The sequence below is a fragment of the Martelella lutilitoris genome, assembly GCF_005924265.1.
Lineage (GTDB): Bacteria > Pseudomonadota > Alphaproteobacteria > Rhizobiales > Rhizobiaceae > Martelella > Martelella lutilitoris.
In genome coordinates this window covers 407738-423960 of the sequence record NZ_VCLB01000001.1, presented here as the reverse complement: position 1 = coordinate 423960, position 16223 = coordinate 407738, and the positions used below count along the sequence as shown (strand labels likewise).

Below are 16223 nucleotides of genomic sequence, written 5' to 3'. Positions count from 1 at the left end.
TTATTTAACCGCGCCGAAGGTAAGCCCGCGTACGAGCTGCTTCTGCGAAAACCAGCCGAGGATGACGATCGGCGCGATGGCCATGGTCGAGGCGGCGGAAAGCTTTGCGTAGAACAGACCTTCCGGGCTCGAATAGGAGGCGATGAAGGCTGTCAGGGGTGCTGCCTTGGAGGCCGTCAGATTGAGCGTCCAGAAGGCTTCGTTCCAGGCAAGGATGATGTTGAGAAGAAGGGTCGAGGCAATGCCCGGCACCGCCATCGGCGTGAGCACATAGATCAGCTCCTTGCCGAGCGTCGCGCCGTCCATGCGGGCGGCCTCGAGGATTTCGCCGGGGATTTCCTTGAAGTATGTGTAGAGCATCCAAACCATGATCGGCAGGTTGATCAGCATCATCACCACGATCAGGCCGATGCGCGTGTCGAGCAGGCCGAGATCGCGGAAGATGATGTAGATCGGCACCAGCACGCCGACGGCGGGGAGCATCTTGGTGGAGAGCATCCATAACAGGATGTCCTTGGTGCGTTTCGTCGGCGAGAACGCCATCGCCCAGGCGGACGGCACAGAAATCAGAAGACCGATCACCGTGGAGCCGAGCGAGATCGCCACCGAATTCCAGAAATGGTGGAAATAATTGGAGCGCTCCTGAACCTCCACATAGTTCTCCAGCGTCCACTGGAAGAACAGGAAGGAGGGCGGCGAGGACACGGCCTCGCTTTCCGTCTTGAAGCTCGTCAGCACCGTCCACAAGATCGGGAAGAAGATGAGGAGTGCTACGACCCACGCGAGAAGCGTGAAGGCCAGCTTTTTCTGTGTCGTGACCTGGCGTGCCATCCTCAGTCCTCCAGATTTTTACCGATCATGCGAACCAGGAAGATCGCAACGATGTTGGCGAGAATGACAGCGATGATGCCGCCGGCGGATGCGCCGCCCACGTCGAACTGCAGCAGTGCCTGCATGTAGACGAGGTAGGTGAGATTGGTGCTTTCCGTTCCCGGGCCGCCATTGGTGGTGACCAGGATTTCGGCGAAGACCGAAAGCAGGAAGATCGTCTCGATCAGCACCACGACGGTGATGGCGCGGGCCATATGCGGCAGGATGATGTAGACCAGCCGGTTCCAGGCGTTCGCGCCGTCCATTTCGGCGGCTTCCTTCTGCTCTTCCGACAGAGACTGAAGCGCGGTCAGCAGAATGAGCGTGGCGAAGGGCAGCCACTGCCAGGCGACGATCAGGCTGATCGAGGTAAGCGGGATCGACGACAGGAAGTCGATCGGCTGGATGCCGATGAAGCGCGCCAGCGAGGCGAACAGCCCGTTGACCGGGTTCATCAGCATGTTCTTCCAGACAAGCGCCGAAACCGTCGGCATGACGAAGAAGGGCGCGATTACCAGAATGCGGACAATGCCCTGACCGAAGATCGGCTGGTCGAGCAAAAGCGCCAGCGCGATGCCGCCGACGACGGTGGCAAACAGCACGCCGCCGACCAGGATCAGCGTATTGCCGATCGCCTGAAAGAAGGCCGGGTCGGTGAGGAAGAAGCGGTAATTCATGAAGCCGGCAAAACTCTCCGTTCCCGGCATCAGGAGATTGTACCTGAGGAAGGAGAAGTAGACGGTCATCGACAGCGGCACGATCATCCACAGGAGAAGCAGAATGACCGAGGGCGCCATCATCAGCCGCGCCGCGTTTTGGGTATGGGTCGTCGCCATTTGGTGTTCCCCGCTCGGTGAGGCAGGCCTTGTCTCTGGCCGCGTCACATCTCAAAAGTCCCGCGCCGGCTTTGCGCGGCAGCGGAAATCAGAAGAGCCGCCGTCGGCTAACGCGCGGCGGCTCTTCAAAATCAGTTCAGCAAGAAGAAAAAAGGCGGGCGGCCGGACAACGGGTCCCGGCCGCCCTCAGGAGGAAGTCTTACTTCGGGTAACCGGCCTTCATCATCTCGCGCGATGTCAGCTGCTGGGCATTCGACAGCGCCTGCTCGGCCGTGGTGTTGCCGGCAAGAGCTGCCGAGAACTGCTGACCGACCGCCGTGCCGATGCCCTGGAATTCCGGGATCGACACGAATTGCGCACCGGTATAGGGAATGTCCTGAACCGAAGGCTTCTTGGTGTCGACGGCGTTGATCGATTCCAGCGTCATCTCGGCGAAGGGCGCTGCCTTCTGGTAGTCCGGGTTCTCGTAGAGCGAGGTGCGGGTGCCGGGCGGTGCCGCGCGCCAGCTGTCCTGTTTTGCGACAAGATCGGTGTAGTGCTTGGAGGTTGCCCAGGCGACGAAGGCCTTGGCCGCATCCGCCTTCTGCGTCGAGGCCGGAATGGCGAGGTTCCACGACCACAGCCAGTTGCCGCGATTGCCGAGGTCGCCCTTTTCCGGGAAGAGCGCGAAGCCGACCGAATCCGCGACCTTGGATTCATCCGGATCGGTGACGAAGGAAGCGGCGACCGTGGCATCGATCCACATGCCGCATTTGCCCTGCTGGAACAGCGCTAGGTTTTCGTTGAAGCCGTTGGAGGAGGCGCCGGGCGGACCGTAATTGTTCATCAGGTCCAGATAGTCCGTCAGCGTCGCCTTCCATTCCGGCGTGTCGAACTGCGGCTTCCAGTCCATGTCGAACCAGCGTGCGCCGTAGGAATTGGACATGGCGCCGAGGAAGGCCATGTTCTCGCCCCAGCCGGCCTTGCCGCGCAGGCAGATGCCGTAAATGCCGGCATCCTTGTCGGTCATGGCGGCAGCCGCCTTCTTGATGTCGTCCCATTTGGGTTCGGCCGGAATGGTGACGCCGGCCTTTTCGGCCAGATCCGTGCGGTACATGACCATGGCGCTCTCGCCGTAGAAGGGCGCGGCGTAGAGCGTATCGTCGACGGAAAGGCCGCCGGCGATTGCCGGCAGAAGATCGCCCGCGTCGTAATCGGCGGGCAGATCGTTGAGCGCCAGCAACCAATCCTGTTTGGCCCAGATCGGAACCTCGTAATTGCCAATGGTCAGAACATCGTACTGGCCGCTGTTTGTGGCGATGTCGGTGGTGACCCGCTGGCGCAGCACGTTTTCCTCGAGCGTGACCCACTCAAGATCGATATCGGGGTGCTGCGACGTGAAATCGTCGGTGAGTTTCTGCATGCGGATCATGTCGCCGTTGTTGACGGTGGCGATGGTCAGCGTTTCGGCCGAGGCGACGCCGGTGAGCGCCGCAAGCGAGCAGGCGCCCAGAAGTATCGTGTGCAGTCTCATACTCGTTCCTCCCTCAGAATTGAGCAATAGCTTACGATATGGGCAATTACCCATCATTCATTGCAAAGTGTCAAGTGGGCGAATGCTCATACTTTGGGCGGATATTCCATCCTGTTGATTTTCAATGCAAAATTTTCGGAGAGTCCCGAGTGGGCGTAACACCGGCCTCGCGACGACGGACCCAAACGCAGCTCTCTGGTCAAGCACGTCCTGCATGCAGGCACATCCCGTCGCATAAGGTCTATCAGACGGAAATGTCATCCCGGCTGGTCTGTTGAAGACTAAAACGACGCTCTTTTGGCAGAAAGGGAGGGTCCGCGGGTCACGCCCGAGACAGAGGAGCGGTCACGCGTCGCAGCGTCAGATTGATCCGTCCGCCCTGCTTCAGCAATGTCGAGGTGCCGGGGTAGATCCGCGTCACGCCATGATGGGCAAGACGGCTTTCGCCGGAAAGCAGCACGATGTCGCCGCTCGTAAGCTTCAGCGATTGGGCTCTGTCCTTGCGGTCGGTGCCGCCCACGCGAAAAAGGCAGCTATCGCCGAGCGAGATGGAAAGCACGGGGGCCGAGAAATCCGCCTCGTCGTTGTCCTGGTGCATGCCCATTTTCGCCGTGTCATCGTAGAAATTGATCAGGCAGGCCTCCGGCATGTCTGGATAGTCCGCAAGATCGCGCCACAATGCCGCGAGCCGCTCGGGCATATCGGGCCAGGGTTTTCCCGTTGCTGGATGGGTTGCCTGATAGCGATAGCCGCGTTCCTTGTCGGTGACCCAGCCGAGCGTGCCGCAATTGGTCATGCGCACGGACATCGGCCGACCGGTGCGCGGCATGGTCGGCACGTAAAGCGGGGCATCGGCCACGACGGCGCGGATATCCTCGACCAGCGCCTCCTGGGCGGCCCGGTCGAGATAGTCCGGCAGATAGCGAAAGCCCTCGGGGAGAACGTGTTTGTCGGCGCTCATGGCTTACTCGTCCGGCGCGGGCTTGCCGCGCGCCTTCTTGATTTCCGAACGGCCGGCCTTGGCCTTCAGCCGCCGTTCGATCGAGCCGCGCGTCGGCTTGGTCTTGCGCCGGCGCGGCGGCGGCGGCGCGGCGGCGGCAAGGATCAGTTCCTTCAGCTTCTCGCGCGCCTCCTCGCGGTTGCGCTCCTGGCTGCGATGGCCATTGGCCTCGATCAGCAGAACGCCCTCCTTGGAAACCTTGCGGCCGCCGAGGCGCATCGCGTTGCGTTTTACGCGTTCGGGCAGGGAAGGGGAGGCGGCGAGAGGGAAGAACAGCTGCACGGCGGTCGCCACCTTGTTGACGTTTTGCCCGCCCGGCCCGCCGGCAAGCACGAACTGCTCGGTCAGCTCCCAGCCGAAGATGGTGATCCGGTCATTGATGATGAGATCGCGTGATGCCATGGCCGCGTTATCCCACGCCGCCGCCCTGCCTTCAAGGCCGCAATCGCCCGCGAACCCGGGCTTTTGCTTGACGCGGACGGCAATGCGGTCTAATGAGCGGCAACGGCAAGGGACGCCGGCCGCCCGCGGTTTTTTGAAACCATGGTGAAGTTCCCCTTGAACCGATGAGCGATGTTTTGAAAACCTTGCGCATTCGCGGTTCCGGCAATGCGGGCACCGAACCACCAGACAGGCGAATGCGAAGGAAAGACTTCGCCATGTCCACCAGTTTACCGTTGCCATCGCTTGAGAGCCTCAAGGATCAGGCAAAACGCCTGCGCGCCCATCTCGGGCGTGAGGGCGAACCCATCACCCATTCCCGCGCGCTGGAACTGATCGCCGTTCAATACGGCTTTCGCGACTGGAACACGCTGCATGCCAGGATCGGCAATCGTCCGCCGCTCAATCCGTGGATGCTCGGCTCCCGCGTCTCGGGAACCTATCTCGGTCACGCCTTTGATGCGGAGATCATTTCCGTCAGCGCCTTTGCCGGCAGGCCGGGGCAGTATCGCCTGACACTGAAATTCGACGCGCCCGTCGATGTCGTCACCTTCGACAGTTTCTCCGCCTTCCGGAGCCGCATCAACTGCACGGTTGATGAGACCGGCCGATCGCCGGCGAAAACGTCCGATGGCAGGCCGCATGTGGAGCTCGCCTGGTAGATCCGGCGGCGACCCGCCAAAAAAAAGAAACGCCCGGCGCCAGACGGCGACCGGGCATTTCCCACGCTCCTCCTGCGTATAACTCAGGCGGCGGCCAGCATTCCCGGCGAAGCGGCCTTCACGCCGGCATCCACATGATCCTCGAATTTGGCGAAATTGGCGACGAACATGTCGACAAGTTTCGCCGCCTGCGCGTCATAGGCGGTCGCATCGGCCCAGGTGCCGCGCGGGTTGAGGATCGCCGCGTCGACGCCGGGAACGGCGACCGGAACCTCGAAGCCGAAATTCGGGTCCACCCTGAACTCCGCGCCGGCAAGCCGGCCGGCAAGCGCCTCGGCCAGCATGGCCCGGGTCTGGCGGATCGGCATGCGCGAACCCGCGCCATAGGCGCCGCCGGTCCAGCCGGTGTTGACCAGCCAGCACTGCACGCCGTGCCTGGCGATCAGCGACTTCAGCAGATTGCCGTATTCGGTCGGGTGGCGCGGCATGAAGGGCGCGCCGAAGCAGGTCGAGAACGTCGCTTCGGGCTCGGTCACGCCCTTTTCCGTGCCCGCCACCTTGGCGGTGTAGCCGGAGAGGAAATGATACATGGCCTGGTCGGGCGTCAGCTTGGCAATCGGCGGCAGCACGCCGAAGGCATCGGCCGTCAGCATGATGATCGTCTTCGGATGCGGCGCAAGCCCGGTGCGCGAGGCATTGGGAATATAGTCCAGCGGATAGGCGCAGCGGGTGTTCTCCGTCAGCGAACCATCGTCAAAGTCGGGCTTGCGGTTGGCGTCGAGCACGACATTTTCCAGCACCGTGCCGAAACGCTTGGTCGTGGCATAAATCTCCGGTTCGGCCTCGGCCGACAGGCGGATGGTCTTGGCGTAGCAGCCGCCCTCGAAATTGAACAGGCCGCTTTCGCCCCAGCCATGCTCGTCGTCGCCGATCAGCGTGCGCGACGGGTCGGCCGAAAGCGTGGTCTTGCCGGTGCCCGAAAGACCGAAGAACACGGCGGCATCACCCGCATCGCCGACATTGGCCGAGCAGTGCATCGGCATCACGCCGCGCGCCGGCAGAAGATAATTGAGCGCGGTGAACACCGACTTCTTCATTTCACCCGCATAGGATGTACCGCCGATCAGCACCAGGCCATTCTCCAGGTCGCAGGCGATCACCGTTTCCGTGCGGCAATTATAGCGCTTCGGATCGGCGACGAAGGAGGGCAGGTTGATGATGGTCAGCTTCGCCTCGAAATCTTCCAGCGCATCGCGCTCGGGGCGGATCAACAGATTGCGGATGAATTGGGCATGCCAGGCATATTCGGTGATGACGCGCGTCGGCAGACGGTTTTCGGCATCCGCGCCGCCGACGAGATCCTGCACGAACAATTCCCTGCCCGCAGCATGGGCCAGCATGTCCGCCTTCAGAAGGGCGAAATGCTCCGGCGACATCGCCTTGTTGTTATCCCACCAGATCTGGTCCTTGGTCTTGTCATCGCAGACGACGAATTTGTCCTTGGCGGAGCGACCGGTGTGCTGGCCCGTCAGCGCCCTGAGCGCGCCGTCTGCCGTCAGCACGGCCTCGCTGCGGCGAATCGCCAGCTCGCAAAGCTCCGACGGCATCAGGTTGTAGTAAACGCCCGCCAGATCCTTCAGCCCTGCAGCCTCAACCGGAAAACGACGATTGTAGATTCCATGCTCCACCATGCGAAATGCCTCTCTAAACGAAATCTAATTTTTTAAAAACATATTAAATTCGTTCGCATCAGACAACAGGGAATCTGACAAAATATAATAATATCATGCATTTAATCGATTAAAGAAAATCTTCAAATTGAACAATATCCGGATTCTGAAGGATTCTCAGGCTGTTAACCGGCGTGAAGTCCCGCTTGGAAAATGTGATTTCAAGAGTTTGATCGCCCGCTTTGGTTGGTCTTGCCACAATTTGTTCCAGTTTTTTTCCAACAAATGCTAGAAATTGCGAGACGGCGGACCGTGAGCCGTCCAAAGACCATAAGAACTGCAGTCAGGGAGACCCAAATGCAGACGATCGCACTCGTGGACGACGACCGGAACATTCTGACCTCGGTGTCGATTGCGCTGGAATCCGAAGGCTATCGCGTCGAAACCTATACCGATGGCGCCACGGCGCTGACCGGGCTGCAGGCCAATCCGCCGCAGCTCGCCATCTTCGACATCAAGATGCCGCGTATGGACGGGATGGAGCTGCTGCGGCGCCTGCGGCAGAAATCCGACATCCCGGTGATCTTTCTCACCTCGAAGGATGAGGAGATCGACGAGCTTTTCGGCCTGAAGATGGGCGCTGACGATTTCATCACCAAGCCCTTTTCCCAGCGGCTTCTGGTGGAGCGCGTGCGCGCCGTGCTGCGCCGGGTCGCCGCCCGCGAGGCCGCGATTGCCGGCGGCGGCGCAAAGTCCGGCGAGGGCGAGGCGAACCGTCCGCTGGAGCGCGGCCCGCTGGTCATGGACCGCGAGCGCCATACCTGCACATGGAAGGGCGATGCGGTGACGCTGACGGTCACCGAATTCCTGATCCTGCACTCGCTTGCCCAGCGCCCCGGCGTGGTCAAGAGCCGCGATGCGCTGATGGATGCGGCCTATGACGATCAGGTCTATGTCGATGACCGCACGATCGACAGCCACATCAAGCGCCTGCGCAAGAAATTCAAGCTGGTTGACACCGATTTCGATATGATCGAAACCCTCTACGGCGTCGGCTACCGCTTCCGCGAGGCCGCTTGAAGGAGGCGTCCGGAGCCGGAAGCCTTCAGGCGCGCGTCACCACACTAAGACCGCAATCGCGGGCTTGATAGCGGCTCGGGCAGCCAATGCGGGCAGGGCGAATATTGACGAGCGACAAGGCCACAGAACAGGCACCGGGCGAGGGCGCAAGCGGCGGCGGCCGAAAGAAGGGTCGGCGCTGGCGCAAGCCCTTTGCGGCCATGCGCTGGGTACTGGCGTCCACCGTTTTCTCCAGCCTCAACTGGCGCATCCTGTTCTTCAATCTTCTCGCGCTGTTCTTTCTCGTCGGCGGCATCCTCTATCTCAACCAGTTTCGCGAGGGGCTGATCGACGCGCGCGTTGAAAGCCTTCTGACCCAGGGCGAGATCATCGCCGGCGCGATCGCCTCATCCGCCTCGGTCGAGACCGACACGATGACCATCGACCCGCAGGAGCTTCTGGAACTGCAGGCCGGCGAAAGCGCAAGGCCGACCTCCAGCGACGAGGACCTGCGCTTCCCCCTCAATCCGGAAAAGGTCGCGCCGATCCTGAGACGGCTGATCTCGCCGACGCGCACGCGCGCGCGCATCTATGATCCCGACGCCAATCTGATCCTCGATTCGCGCTTTCTGTATTCGCGCGGCCAGGTGCTGCGCTACGACCTGCCGGACACAGAGAAATCAACGGCTGAAAGCGTTTCGGACAAGCTCGGAAGCCTGATGAACCGGTTCCTGCAGCCGGGCAACCTGCCGCGCTACGAAGAAGCGCCCGGCGGTGACGGCTCGATCTATCCGGAAGTGATGAAGGCGCTCGACGCCCAGCGCTCGGCCGTGGTGCGGGTCACCGACAGGGGCGGGCTGATCGTTTCCGTCGCGGTGCCGATCCAACGTTTCCGCGCCGTGCTCGGGGTGCTGCTGCTCTCCACCCAGGCCGGCGACATCGACAAGATCGTCCATGCCGAGCGGATCGCGATCATCCGCGTCTTCGCGGTGACGGCGCTTGTCACCATGATCCTCTCCTTCATGCTGTCCTCGACCATCGCAAGTCCGTTGCGCCGGCTTTCAGAGGCAGCCGTCAGGGTGCGGCGGGGCGGCCCGCGCGAGCGCGAGGAAATCCCCGATTTCTCCGCCCGACAGGACGAGATCGGCCACCTTTCGACCACGCTGCGGGAGATGACCACGGCGCTTTACGACCGCATCGATGCGATCGACAGCTTCGCCGCCGACGTCGCCCACGAGCTGAAGAACCCGCTCACCTCGCTTCGAAGCGCGGTCGAGACCCTGCCGCTCGCAAAGACCGAGGAATCCAAGGCCCGCCTGACCGAGATCATCCAGCATGACGTGCGTCGCCTCGACCGGCTGATCAGCGACATCTCCGATGCCTCCAGGCTTGACGCCGAGCTTGCCCGCGAGGATGCCAAGCGGTTTGACGCCGAGGCGCTTCTCAAAGACCTGATCACGATTTCGCGCGAGACCGGCAAGCGCAACCGCAGTGTCGGGATCGGTTTCTCCGTCCACCCCGGCAATCACGGCAAGGGTGCCTTCGAAGTCTTCGGCCATGATCTGAGAATCGGCCAGATCGTCACGAACCTGATCGAGAACGCCCGTTCCTTCGTGCCGGAAAAGGGCGGGCGCATCGATGTGGCGCTCACTCGGACGCGCAGCCATATCGTCATTACCGTCGATGACAACGGTCCGGGAATTCGGCCCGATGCGCTGGAACGCATCTTCGAGCGGTTCTATACCGACCGGCCCGACGGCGAGGCCTTTGGCCAGAATTCCGGGCTCGGCCTTTCCATCTCCCGCCAGATCGCCGAAGCCCATGGCGGCACGCTGACGGCCGAAAATGTTTCCGATCCGCAAAGCGGCGAGGTCAGGGGCGCCCGCTTCACCTTGAAGCTGCCGGCCGCGACCGGCAAGGCGCAATGACGGGGAGCGGCGGCACCAACCGTCACGCGACCGCGATCGTGCTCGGTTCGACCGGCATTCTGATCGCCGGGCCTTCCGGCGCGGGCAAGAGCGAGCTTGCCCTCGCCCTTCTCCACGCCGCCCGGCTGAGCGGCCTTCATGCGGCGCTCGTGGCCGATGACCAGGTGCTCATTTCGCACGGCGCCGGTCGGGTGATCGCGACCGCGCCGCCGGCAATCGCCGGGCTGATCGAAATTCGCGGCTCCGGGTTGGCCGAGATCCCCCATCTTGAGAGCGCCGTGATGGACTTTGCGCTTATGCCGGTGCCCTCGGATGCAGCCGAGCGCATGCCGCCGTCCGGCAGACGGTTGAAACTGGAAGAGGGCGGCGCTCTGCCCCAGCTTTTCCTCCGCTGGCCAGCGCCGGAGCCTTTTTCGAAGCTTGCGGCGCTCTGTCCCGGCCTTGAAACCGGTCGTCCTGCCTGCCCGACGTGGGCCGACGAAGACGTGTAAACCCGGTGCGCGGCCGGTGCGCGACTTGTGCCCGACCTGCATCATCGGGCGCGGCTCACCTGTTTTCATGTGGTATTTTCGCCCTTTTGGCTTGCACTTCGCGCCGGCTTCGACAAGATGCGGGGCGAAAGACCGTGGGCGGACGAAGACGGTCGATGTTTCAAGGAGTGGCGCGAAGATGATCGGACTGGTGCTTGTGACCCATGGCGGCCTTGCGGAGGAATTCCGGCTGGCGGTCGAGCATGTCGTCGGGCCGCAGAACGCCATCGAAACCGTGTCGATCGGCCCAGAGGATGACATGGATCGCCGCCGCGACGATATTCTCGCCGCCGTCGGCACGGTCGACAGCGGCAACGGCGTCATCATCCTGACCGACATGTTCGGCGGCACGCCCTCCAACCTCGCCATTTCGGTGATGAACAACGGCACCGTCGAGGTGATCGCCGGCGTCAACCTGCCGATGCTGATCAAACTCGTGGCCGTGCGCGCCGACAACGACATGGCCAAGGCGTTGGCCGAGGCCGAGGATGCCGGGCGGCGCTACATCAATGTCGCAAGCCGCGTCCTCAGCGGGAAATAGAAGGCCCGATGGAAGACCCGGTTTCGCGTGAACTCACGATCGTCAATCGCAGAGGGTTGCACGCCCGCGCCTCGGCCAAATTCGTCCAGACGGTGGAGAAGCTCAACGCCTCCGTCAGCGTCGCAAAGGACGGCATGACCGTCGGCGGCACCTCGATCATGGGGCTGATGATGCTGGCGGCCGGGATCAACAGCACGATCATCGTTTCGGCCGCGGGTCCCGAGGCGGAAGCCGCCCTCGACGCCATCGAGGCGCTTGTCGCCGACCGCTTCGGCGAGGATGCGTAGATTCTACAGGTTAAGCCGCCCGGCCTTGCGCCAGGCGGGTCATTGGCGCGGGAACCAGCTTGTGTCGATGCGGTTATGCCGGTCGACAAAATCGCAAAGGCTGACCAGCTTTTCCTCCTCCAGAACCTCGACCGAGCCGTTTTCACGCCGGATCAGCCCGTCCTTTTGCAGCGCGGTGAAGGATCGGCTGACATAGACATTGGTCAGCCCCAGAACATCGGAGATTTCCGTCTGGTTGAGCGGCAGGCGGATGACGGTCGACATCTGCTTGTTGGCGATCCTGAGGCGCGCCATCAGGTCGAGCAGGAAATAGGCGATCCGTTCGCGCGCGCTCATGCGGCCGATAGCCTGCAGGAAATCCGACATGATCACCTGGTTGCGCACGGCAAGCGCGAACAGGAGCGCGGCCAGCTGCGGCGCGTTTGTGAAGACCTGATCGAGATCCTTCTTCGGAAAGGGGCAGAGATACACGTCCTCGGCCGCCTTTAGCACCGAGGTGCGTTCGTTGAAGGCGATGTCGGGAAAGCCGATGATGTCCCCCGGGTGATGGATTTCGACGATCTGGCGCCGCCCGTCCTTCATGTCGACATAGCTGTAGAGCCAGCCATGCTTGACCACATAGAGATTTGTGTTGCCGTCGCCTTCCGCATGGATTTCAGCACCCCTGGCATAGTCGCGCTCCTCGCGCTCAAGACAGGCGATACTGTCCAGCGAGCGCTGGCAGAGCGGCACATAATGCGACAGTTTTTGAACCAGACAGCTATCGTGGCTCATCTTTCCAGATCCTCCGGCGACGTTCATGGGGCCTCTTCAACAGGGCAAGACCACGGCGAAAATGACCTGCCCGCCACGCCATCGCAACGGAAAAGTGGAAGATTGCGCGCGCATCGCGACTTTATTTCGCAAAATATTCCGATTTCAAACCAGTTTAATGCAGGACCGGTCGAAAGGGTTCAGGAAGGGGCCAACACGAGGAGATCATTCATGCCCGAAGCCCGCCTCAAGCGGCGGAAGGGGGCGCACTAAGTGTCCTCCGCCATCGCCATTATCGATCCGTTTTGCCTGACGCCCTCAACGACTGCCGCTGCTGACGCCGATCAGGTTGGCGGCACGGAGGCTGTTGTTTTGAAGGTGGCGCGCGCTCTGTGTGCCGATTTCCGTTTTCATTTCTACCAGAATGGACGGCTCGACATGGACCGCGACAGATACGGGCTCTATCGCCCGCTGGACGCCGTCAGCGCCGCAAATCTCTCAGGCGTCACCGGAATCATCGTCATCAATTCCTGGAAGGCGGCGCTGAAGGCGCGCCGGCTTAACCCCGACTGCCCGATCTTCCTTTGGTCCCACACCCATCCGGGCCGGCACAACCGCCGCATGGGCGAGGCTCTGGCCGAGGCGCAGATCGAGATCGTCTGCACTTCCAAAGCCCACGCCGCCCATGTCACGCAGTTTCTTGCGCCGGAAAACCGGCGTCTGCCGAAGATCTGCTGGATTCATTCGCCCGTCGATGACGATCTGGTTGCCGACGGTACGCCGCGCGATCGCGACCGGCTGTTCTTTCCCGGCATGCCGATGAAGGGCATAACCGAAGTCCTGGCGAAATTTGCCGAAATCAGGAAGGACAGACCGGAACTGAGCCTCGATATCGCCGAGCCGGGCAATCTGGCCTGGCCCGACGGCAGAGCGCCTCAGGGCGTTAATTTCCTCGGACGGCTTTCTCACTCCGCGCTGATTGCCCGCATGCGCCGCTCGCTCTGCGTCTTCTATCCGCAGACCCGCACGCACGACACGACCAGCCTGCTGCTGGCCGAAGCCAACGCCGTCGGCACGCCGGTCATCGCCCAGCGCGGTCTCGGCGCCAATGACGAGATCGTCGGCACATTCGGGCAGGTCTTCGACACCGATGACCTGAAGGCGCTCGGCGAGCGTATCGACATATGGCGTCTTGCGCCGCCGATTGTCGACGTACTTCCGACGCTGCGGATGAAGGCGGTCGCCGGCGAATGGCGGGCCAAGCTCGGCGTCGCTGAGGGCAAAAAAACTCACCCTCCGGGCGTGATCCCGCCGGGCCTTGCCGCAAGGCCGGCCGCGGCCCCCGACAAGTAATCCCGGTCAAGGCAGAAGCCGTCTACCCCATATGGCGCAGATCCTCCGGCAGAAGCGCGGACGGCATGCTCTGGTAGCAGACCGGGCGCAGGAAGCGGCGGATCGCCAGCGTGCCGACGGAGGTGGCGCCGAAATTGGTCGAAGCCGGGTACGGCCCGCCGTGCACCATGGCGTCGGCAACGGCAACGCCGGTGGCAAAGCCGTTGGCGAGCAATCGGCCCGCCTTGCGTTCCAGAACCGGCACGAAGCTCTGGGCGAATTCGACATCGTCATTGTCCATGTGCAGCGTGCAGGTCAACTGGCCCTCAAGCCTCTCGGCGATCGCCCGCATCTCCTGGGCATTGGCCGCCATCACCACGATGCCGAGCGGGCCGAACACCTCATGGGCAAGCTTCGGATTGGTTAGAAAGTCCTTGCCGGCGACGGTAAAGAGCGCCGGCGCGCCCTCGCGCCCGTCGCAATCACCCTTCACCAGCGTCTCGACGCCCTCAACGCCTTCGATTTCCGTGCGTCCCTGGCGGAAGGCCTCGGCAATCCCGTCGGTCAGCATCACCGACGGGCCGACATCGCCAAGCGCCCTGGCCGCGGCATCGGCGAAGCGATCGGATTCCGGGCCGGCGAGCGTGATCATGATGCCGGGATTGGTGCAGAACTGGCCGACGCCCATGGTCAGCGAACCGGCCCAGCCCTTCGCGATCTCCTCGCCGCGATTGGCAAGCGCGTCGGGCATGAGGAAGTTCGGATTGACCGAGCCCAGCTCGCCGAAGAAGGGAATGGGCTCGTCGCGCCGCGCGCAGAGGTCAAACAGCGCCTTTCCGCCGGCCAGCGAGCCGGTAAAGCCGACAGCCCGGATCAGCGGATGGGTGACGAGCGTGCCGCCGGCCTCATGCGAGGCGCCCTGCAGCAGCGAGAAGACGCCCGGATGGATGCCGCATTTTTCCGCCGCCGCCGCGATCGCCTCGGCGACGATCTCGCCCGTGCCGGGATGGGCAGGATGGCCCTTGACCACGACAGGGCAGCCGGCGGCAAGCGCCGATGCCGTATCGCCGCCGGCGGTGGAGAAAGCGAGCGGGAAATTGGACGCGCCGAAGACGGCGACGGGGCCGATCGGCCTTTGCACCATCTTCAGGTCCGGACTCGGCGGGGTGGCGTCCGGATTGGCCGGGTCGTGGCGACGGTCAAGATAGTCGCCATCGAGAATATGACGCGCGAACAGGCGCAACTGTCCGGTAGTGCGGCCGCGCTCGCCCTCAAGCCGCGCGGCCGGAAGGCCCGTCTCGGCCGAGGCGATCTCGGTGATGTCGCTGCCGCGCTTCTCGATCTCGTCGGCAATCTTGTTGAGGAATTCCGCGCGATCCCTTCGGGTCGAATAGCCATAATTCCAGAACGCGGCTTCGGCGGATTTCGCAGCCCGGTCGATCAGTTTCTCATTCGCCTCGCAAAAGGCGTGGGGCGCGCCGCTGACGGGTTTGGAGAGGAAGGTGATATCGGTCCCGACCCATTCGCCGCCGATCAGATGCCTGCCATGCGGTTTGAAACTCATCATTATTCTCCTCGGGCTTTGCGATTATTCGTCTGGTTCAGATCAGGTCGCGCGCGGCGAGATTACTCATCAGCGCGCGCACGCCGAATGTCCATGGCGCGCATTCTGTCGACAGGCGCACGGTGTTTTCAAGGCGGCCGAGGCCTTTTGCCGAAATGGTCACGCGGTCGCCCGGCTTGTGGGTGAAACCCTCGCCGGCAACATCGCGATCCTCGCTCGGCGCGAAAAGGGTGCCGAGATAGAGCATGAAGCCGTCGGGATACTGGTGATGGCGGCCGATGGTCTGGGCGACAAGCGCCTCCGGATCGCGGCTGATTTCCGACATCGAGGAATGTCCCGTCATTTCAAATCCGTCCTCGCCTCTCACCGTAAGTGAAACCTCGGCGCGGCGCACGTCGTCCAGCGTGAAGTTGCCGTCAAACAGCCTGATCATCGGGCCAATCGCGGCGGAAGCGTTGTTGTCCTTGGCCTTGCCCAGCAAAAGCGCCGAGCGACCCTCCACGTCGCGCAAGTTGACGTCATTGCCGAGCGTGGCGCCGACGATCCTTCCGGCGGAGGATACGGCGAGAACCACTTCGGGCTCCGGATTGTTCCATTTCGAGATCGGGTGAAGGCCGACCTCGGCGCCCGGCCCGACAGCGGAAAGCGCCTGCGCCTTGGAAAAGACCTCAGCGTCCGGGCCGATGCCGACCTCGAGATACTGGCTCCACAACCCTTCGCGGATCAGCGCCTCCTTGGCGGCGGCGGCCGCTTTCGACCCCGCCTCGATATTTTTCAGGCTTTCGCCGATTGCCGCACCAATGCGGCTCCTGATCGCCTCCGCCTTCTTCGGATCGCCCGCCGCCTTTTCCTCGATCACCCGCTCGACCATGGAGCGGGCGAAGGTGACGCCGCAGGCCTTGATCGGCTGCAGGTCCGAGGGGCAGAGAAAATGGATGCGGCTTTCATCGCCGGGCGTCGCGGCAGCTATCTCCTCAAGCGTGCCAAGCCGGAAGCCGGGAGCCTCGTTGACGTAAAACGCCGGATCGTCCATTTCGCAGATATCGCGGGAGAGCGGGGCGATCTCGGAGGTGATGTCGTAGACCGCGCCGCCGCGCAGCGTCACGACGGCCGGGCCGTTCGCCTCCGGCAGGAAAACGCGTCCGAGCCAGGTGCCGTTGAAGTCATCGATGATTGTCATGGCGAAATGTCCTCATGCGCGGCTGATCCTGCGCCGCCTCCCATGCCGGCACGACAC

Annotated in this window: 16 protein-coding genes; 7 read left to right on the top strand and 9 right to left on the bottom strand. The window is 62.7% G+C overall.

The genetic code is table 11. The features are described from left to right. The 5 genes from FF124_RS02000 to arfB form a co-directional block, all read right to left on the bottom strand. Complete coding sequence (locus FF124_RS02000; RefSeq protein WP_138746798.1) at nt 1-831, bottom strand: carbohydrate ABC transporter permease; 831 nt, start codon at nt 829-831, stop codon at nt 1-3. A gap of 2 nt (nt 832-833) precedes the next feature. Next, complete coding sequence (locus FF124_RS01995) at nt 834-1706, bottom strand: carbohydrate ABC transporter permease (protein ID WP_138746797.1); 873 nt, start codon at nt 1704-1706, stop codon at nt 834-836. A gap of 199 nt (nt 1707-1905) precedes the next feature. Further along, nucleotides 1906-3219, bottom strand: coding sequence for an ABC transporter substrate-binding protein (locus FF124_RS01990; RefSeq protein WP_138746796.1), 1314 nt, complete (start codon nt 3217-3219; stop codon nt 1906-1908). Nucleotides 3220-3541: 322 nt separating this feature from the next. Beyond that, a complete protein-coding gene (locus FF124_RS01985) occupies nt 3542-4180 on the bottom strand; it encodes an alpha-ketoglutarate-dependent dioxygenase AlkB family protein (protein ID WP_138746795.1) in 639 nt (212 codons plus the stop codon). 3 nt (nt 4181-4183) lie between these two features. Next, entirely contained in the window at nt 4184-4621 is a 438-nt protein-coding gene (gene arfB / locus FF124_RS01980) for an alternative ribosome rescue aminoacyl-tRNA hydrolase ArfB (RefSeq protein ID WP_138746794.1), read from the bottom strand. Between the two features lie 257 nt (nt 4622-4878). Between arfB and FF124_RS01975 the strand changes: the two genes are divergently transcribed. Next, nucleotides 4879-5322, top strand: a complete 444-nt coding sequence (locus FF124_RS01975) for a glyoxalase superfamily protein (RefSeq protein WP_138746793.1) — start codon at nt 4879-4881, stop codon at nt 5320-5322. An 83-nt stretch (nt 5323-5405) separates the two neighbouring features. Here the strand turns inward: FF124_RS01975 and FF124_RS01970 are convergent, their stop codons facing one another. Then, nucleotides 5406-7013, bottom strand: a complete 1608-nt coding sequence (locus tag FF124_RS01970) for a phosphoenolpyruvate carboxykinase (RefSeq protein WP_138746792.1) — start codon at nt 7011-7013, stop codon at nt 5406-5408. Between the two features lie 336 nt (nt 7014-7349). On the opposite strand from FF124_RS01970, the gene FF124_RS01965 reads away from it, so the two are divergent. From FF124_RS01965 to FF124_RS01945, 5 genes are all read left to right on the top strand, one after another. Further along, a complete protein-coding gene (locus FF124_RS01965; protein ID WP_138746791.1) occupies nt 7350-8072 on the top strand; it encodes a response regulator transcription factor in 723 nt (240 codons plus the stop codon). 200 nt (nt 8073-8272) lie between these two features. Next, nucleotides 8273-9979, top strand: coding sequence for a sensor histidine kinase (locus tag FF124_RS01960; RefSeq protein WP_246072156.1), 1707 nt, complete (start codon nt 8273-8275; stop codon nt 9977-9979). After that, a complete protein-coding gene (locus FF124_RS01955; RefSeq protein ID WP_138746789.1) occupies nt 9976-10470 on the top strand; it encodes an HPr kinase/phosphorylase in 495 nt (164 codons plus the stop codon). Before FF124_RS01960 ends, FF124_RS01955 begins: the two co-directional genes overlap by 4 nt. A gap of 178 nt (nt 10471-10648) precedes the next feature. Then, nucleotides 10649-11050, top strand: a complete 402-nt coding sequence (locus FF124_RS01950) for a PTS sugar transporter subunit IIA (protein WP_138746788.1) — start codon at nt 10649-10651, stop codon at nt 11048-11050. A gap of 8 nt (nt 11051-11058) precedes the next feature. Next, nucleotides 11059-11337, top strand: coding sequence for an HPr family phosphocarrier protein (locus tag FF124_RS01945; RefSeq protein ID WP_138746787.1), 279 nt, complete (start codon nt 11059-11061; stop codon nt 11335-11337). Between the two features lie 39 nt (nt 11338-11376). On the opposite strand, the gene FF124_RS01940 is transcribed toward FF124_RS01945, so the two are convergent. After that, nucleotides 11377-12111 (bottom strand): Crp/Fnr family transcriptional regulator, encoded by a 735-nt coding sequence (locus tag FF124_RS01940; protein ID WP_138746786.1) that lies wholly within the window; start codon nt 12109-12111, stop codon nt 11377-11379. Between the two features lie 252 nt (nt 12112-12363). On the opposite strand from FF124_RS01940, the gene FF124_RS01935 reads away from it, so the two are divergent. Beyond that, entirely contained in the window at nt 12364-13443 is a 1080-nt protein-coding gene (locus tag FF124_RS01935; RefSeq protein ID WP_138746785.1) for a glycosyltransferase, read from the top strand. 22 nt (nt 13444-13465) lie between these two features. On the opposite strand, the gene FF124_RS01930 is transcribed toward FF124_RS01935, so the two are convergent. Further along, the gene (locus FF124_RS01930; RefSeq protein WP_138746784.1) at nt 13466-14986 is read right to left on the bottom strand and encodes an aldehyde dehydrogenase (NADP(+)); all 1521 of its coding nucleotides are present in this window, start codon (nt 14984-14986) and stop codon (nt 13466-13468) included. A gap of 37 nt (nt 14987-15023) precedes the next feature. After that, nucleotides 15024-16166: a fumarylacetoacetate hydrolase family protein gene (locus FF124_RS01925; RefSeq protein WP_138746783.1), complete on the bottom strand. Its 1143-nt coding sequence runs from the start codon at nt 16164-16166 to the stop codon at nt 15024-15026. Between the last annotated feature and the right edge of the window lie 57 nt (nt 16167-16223).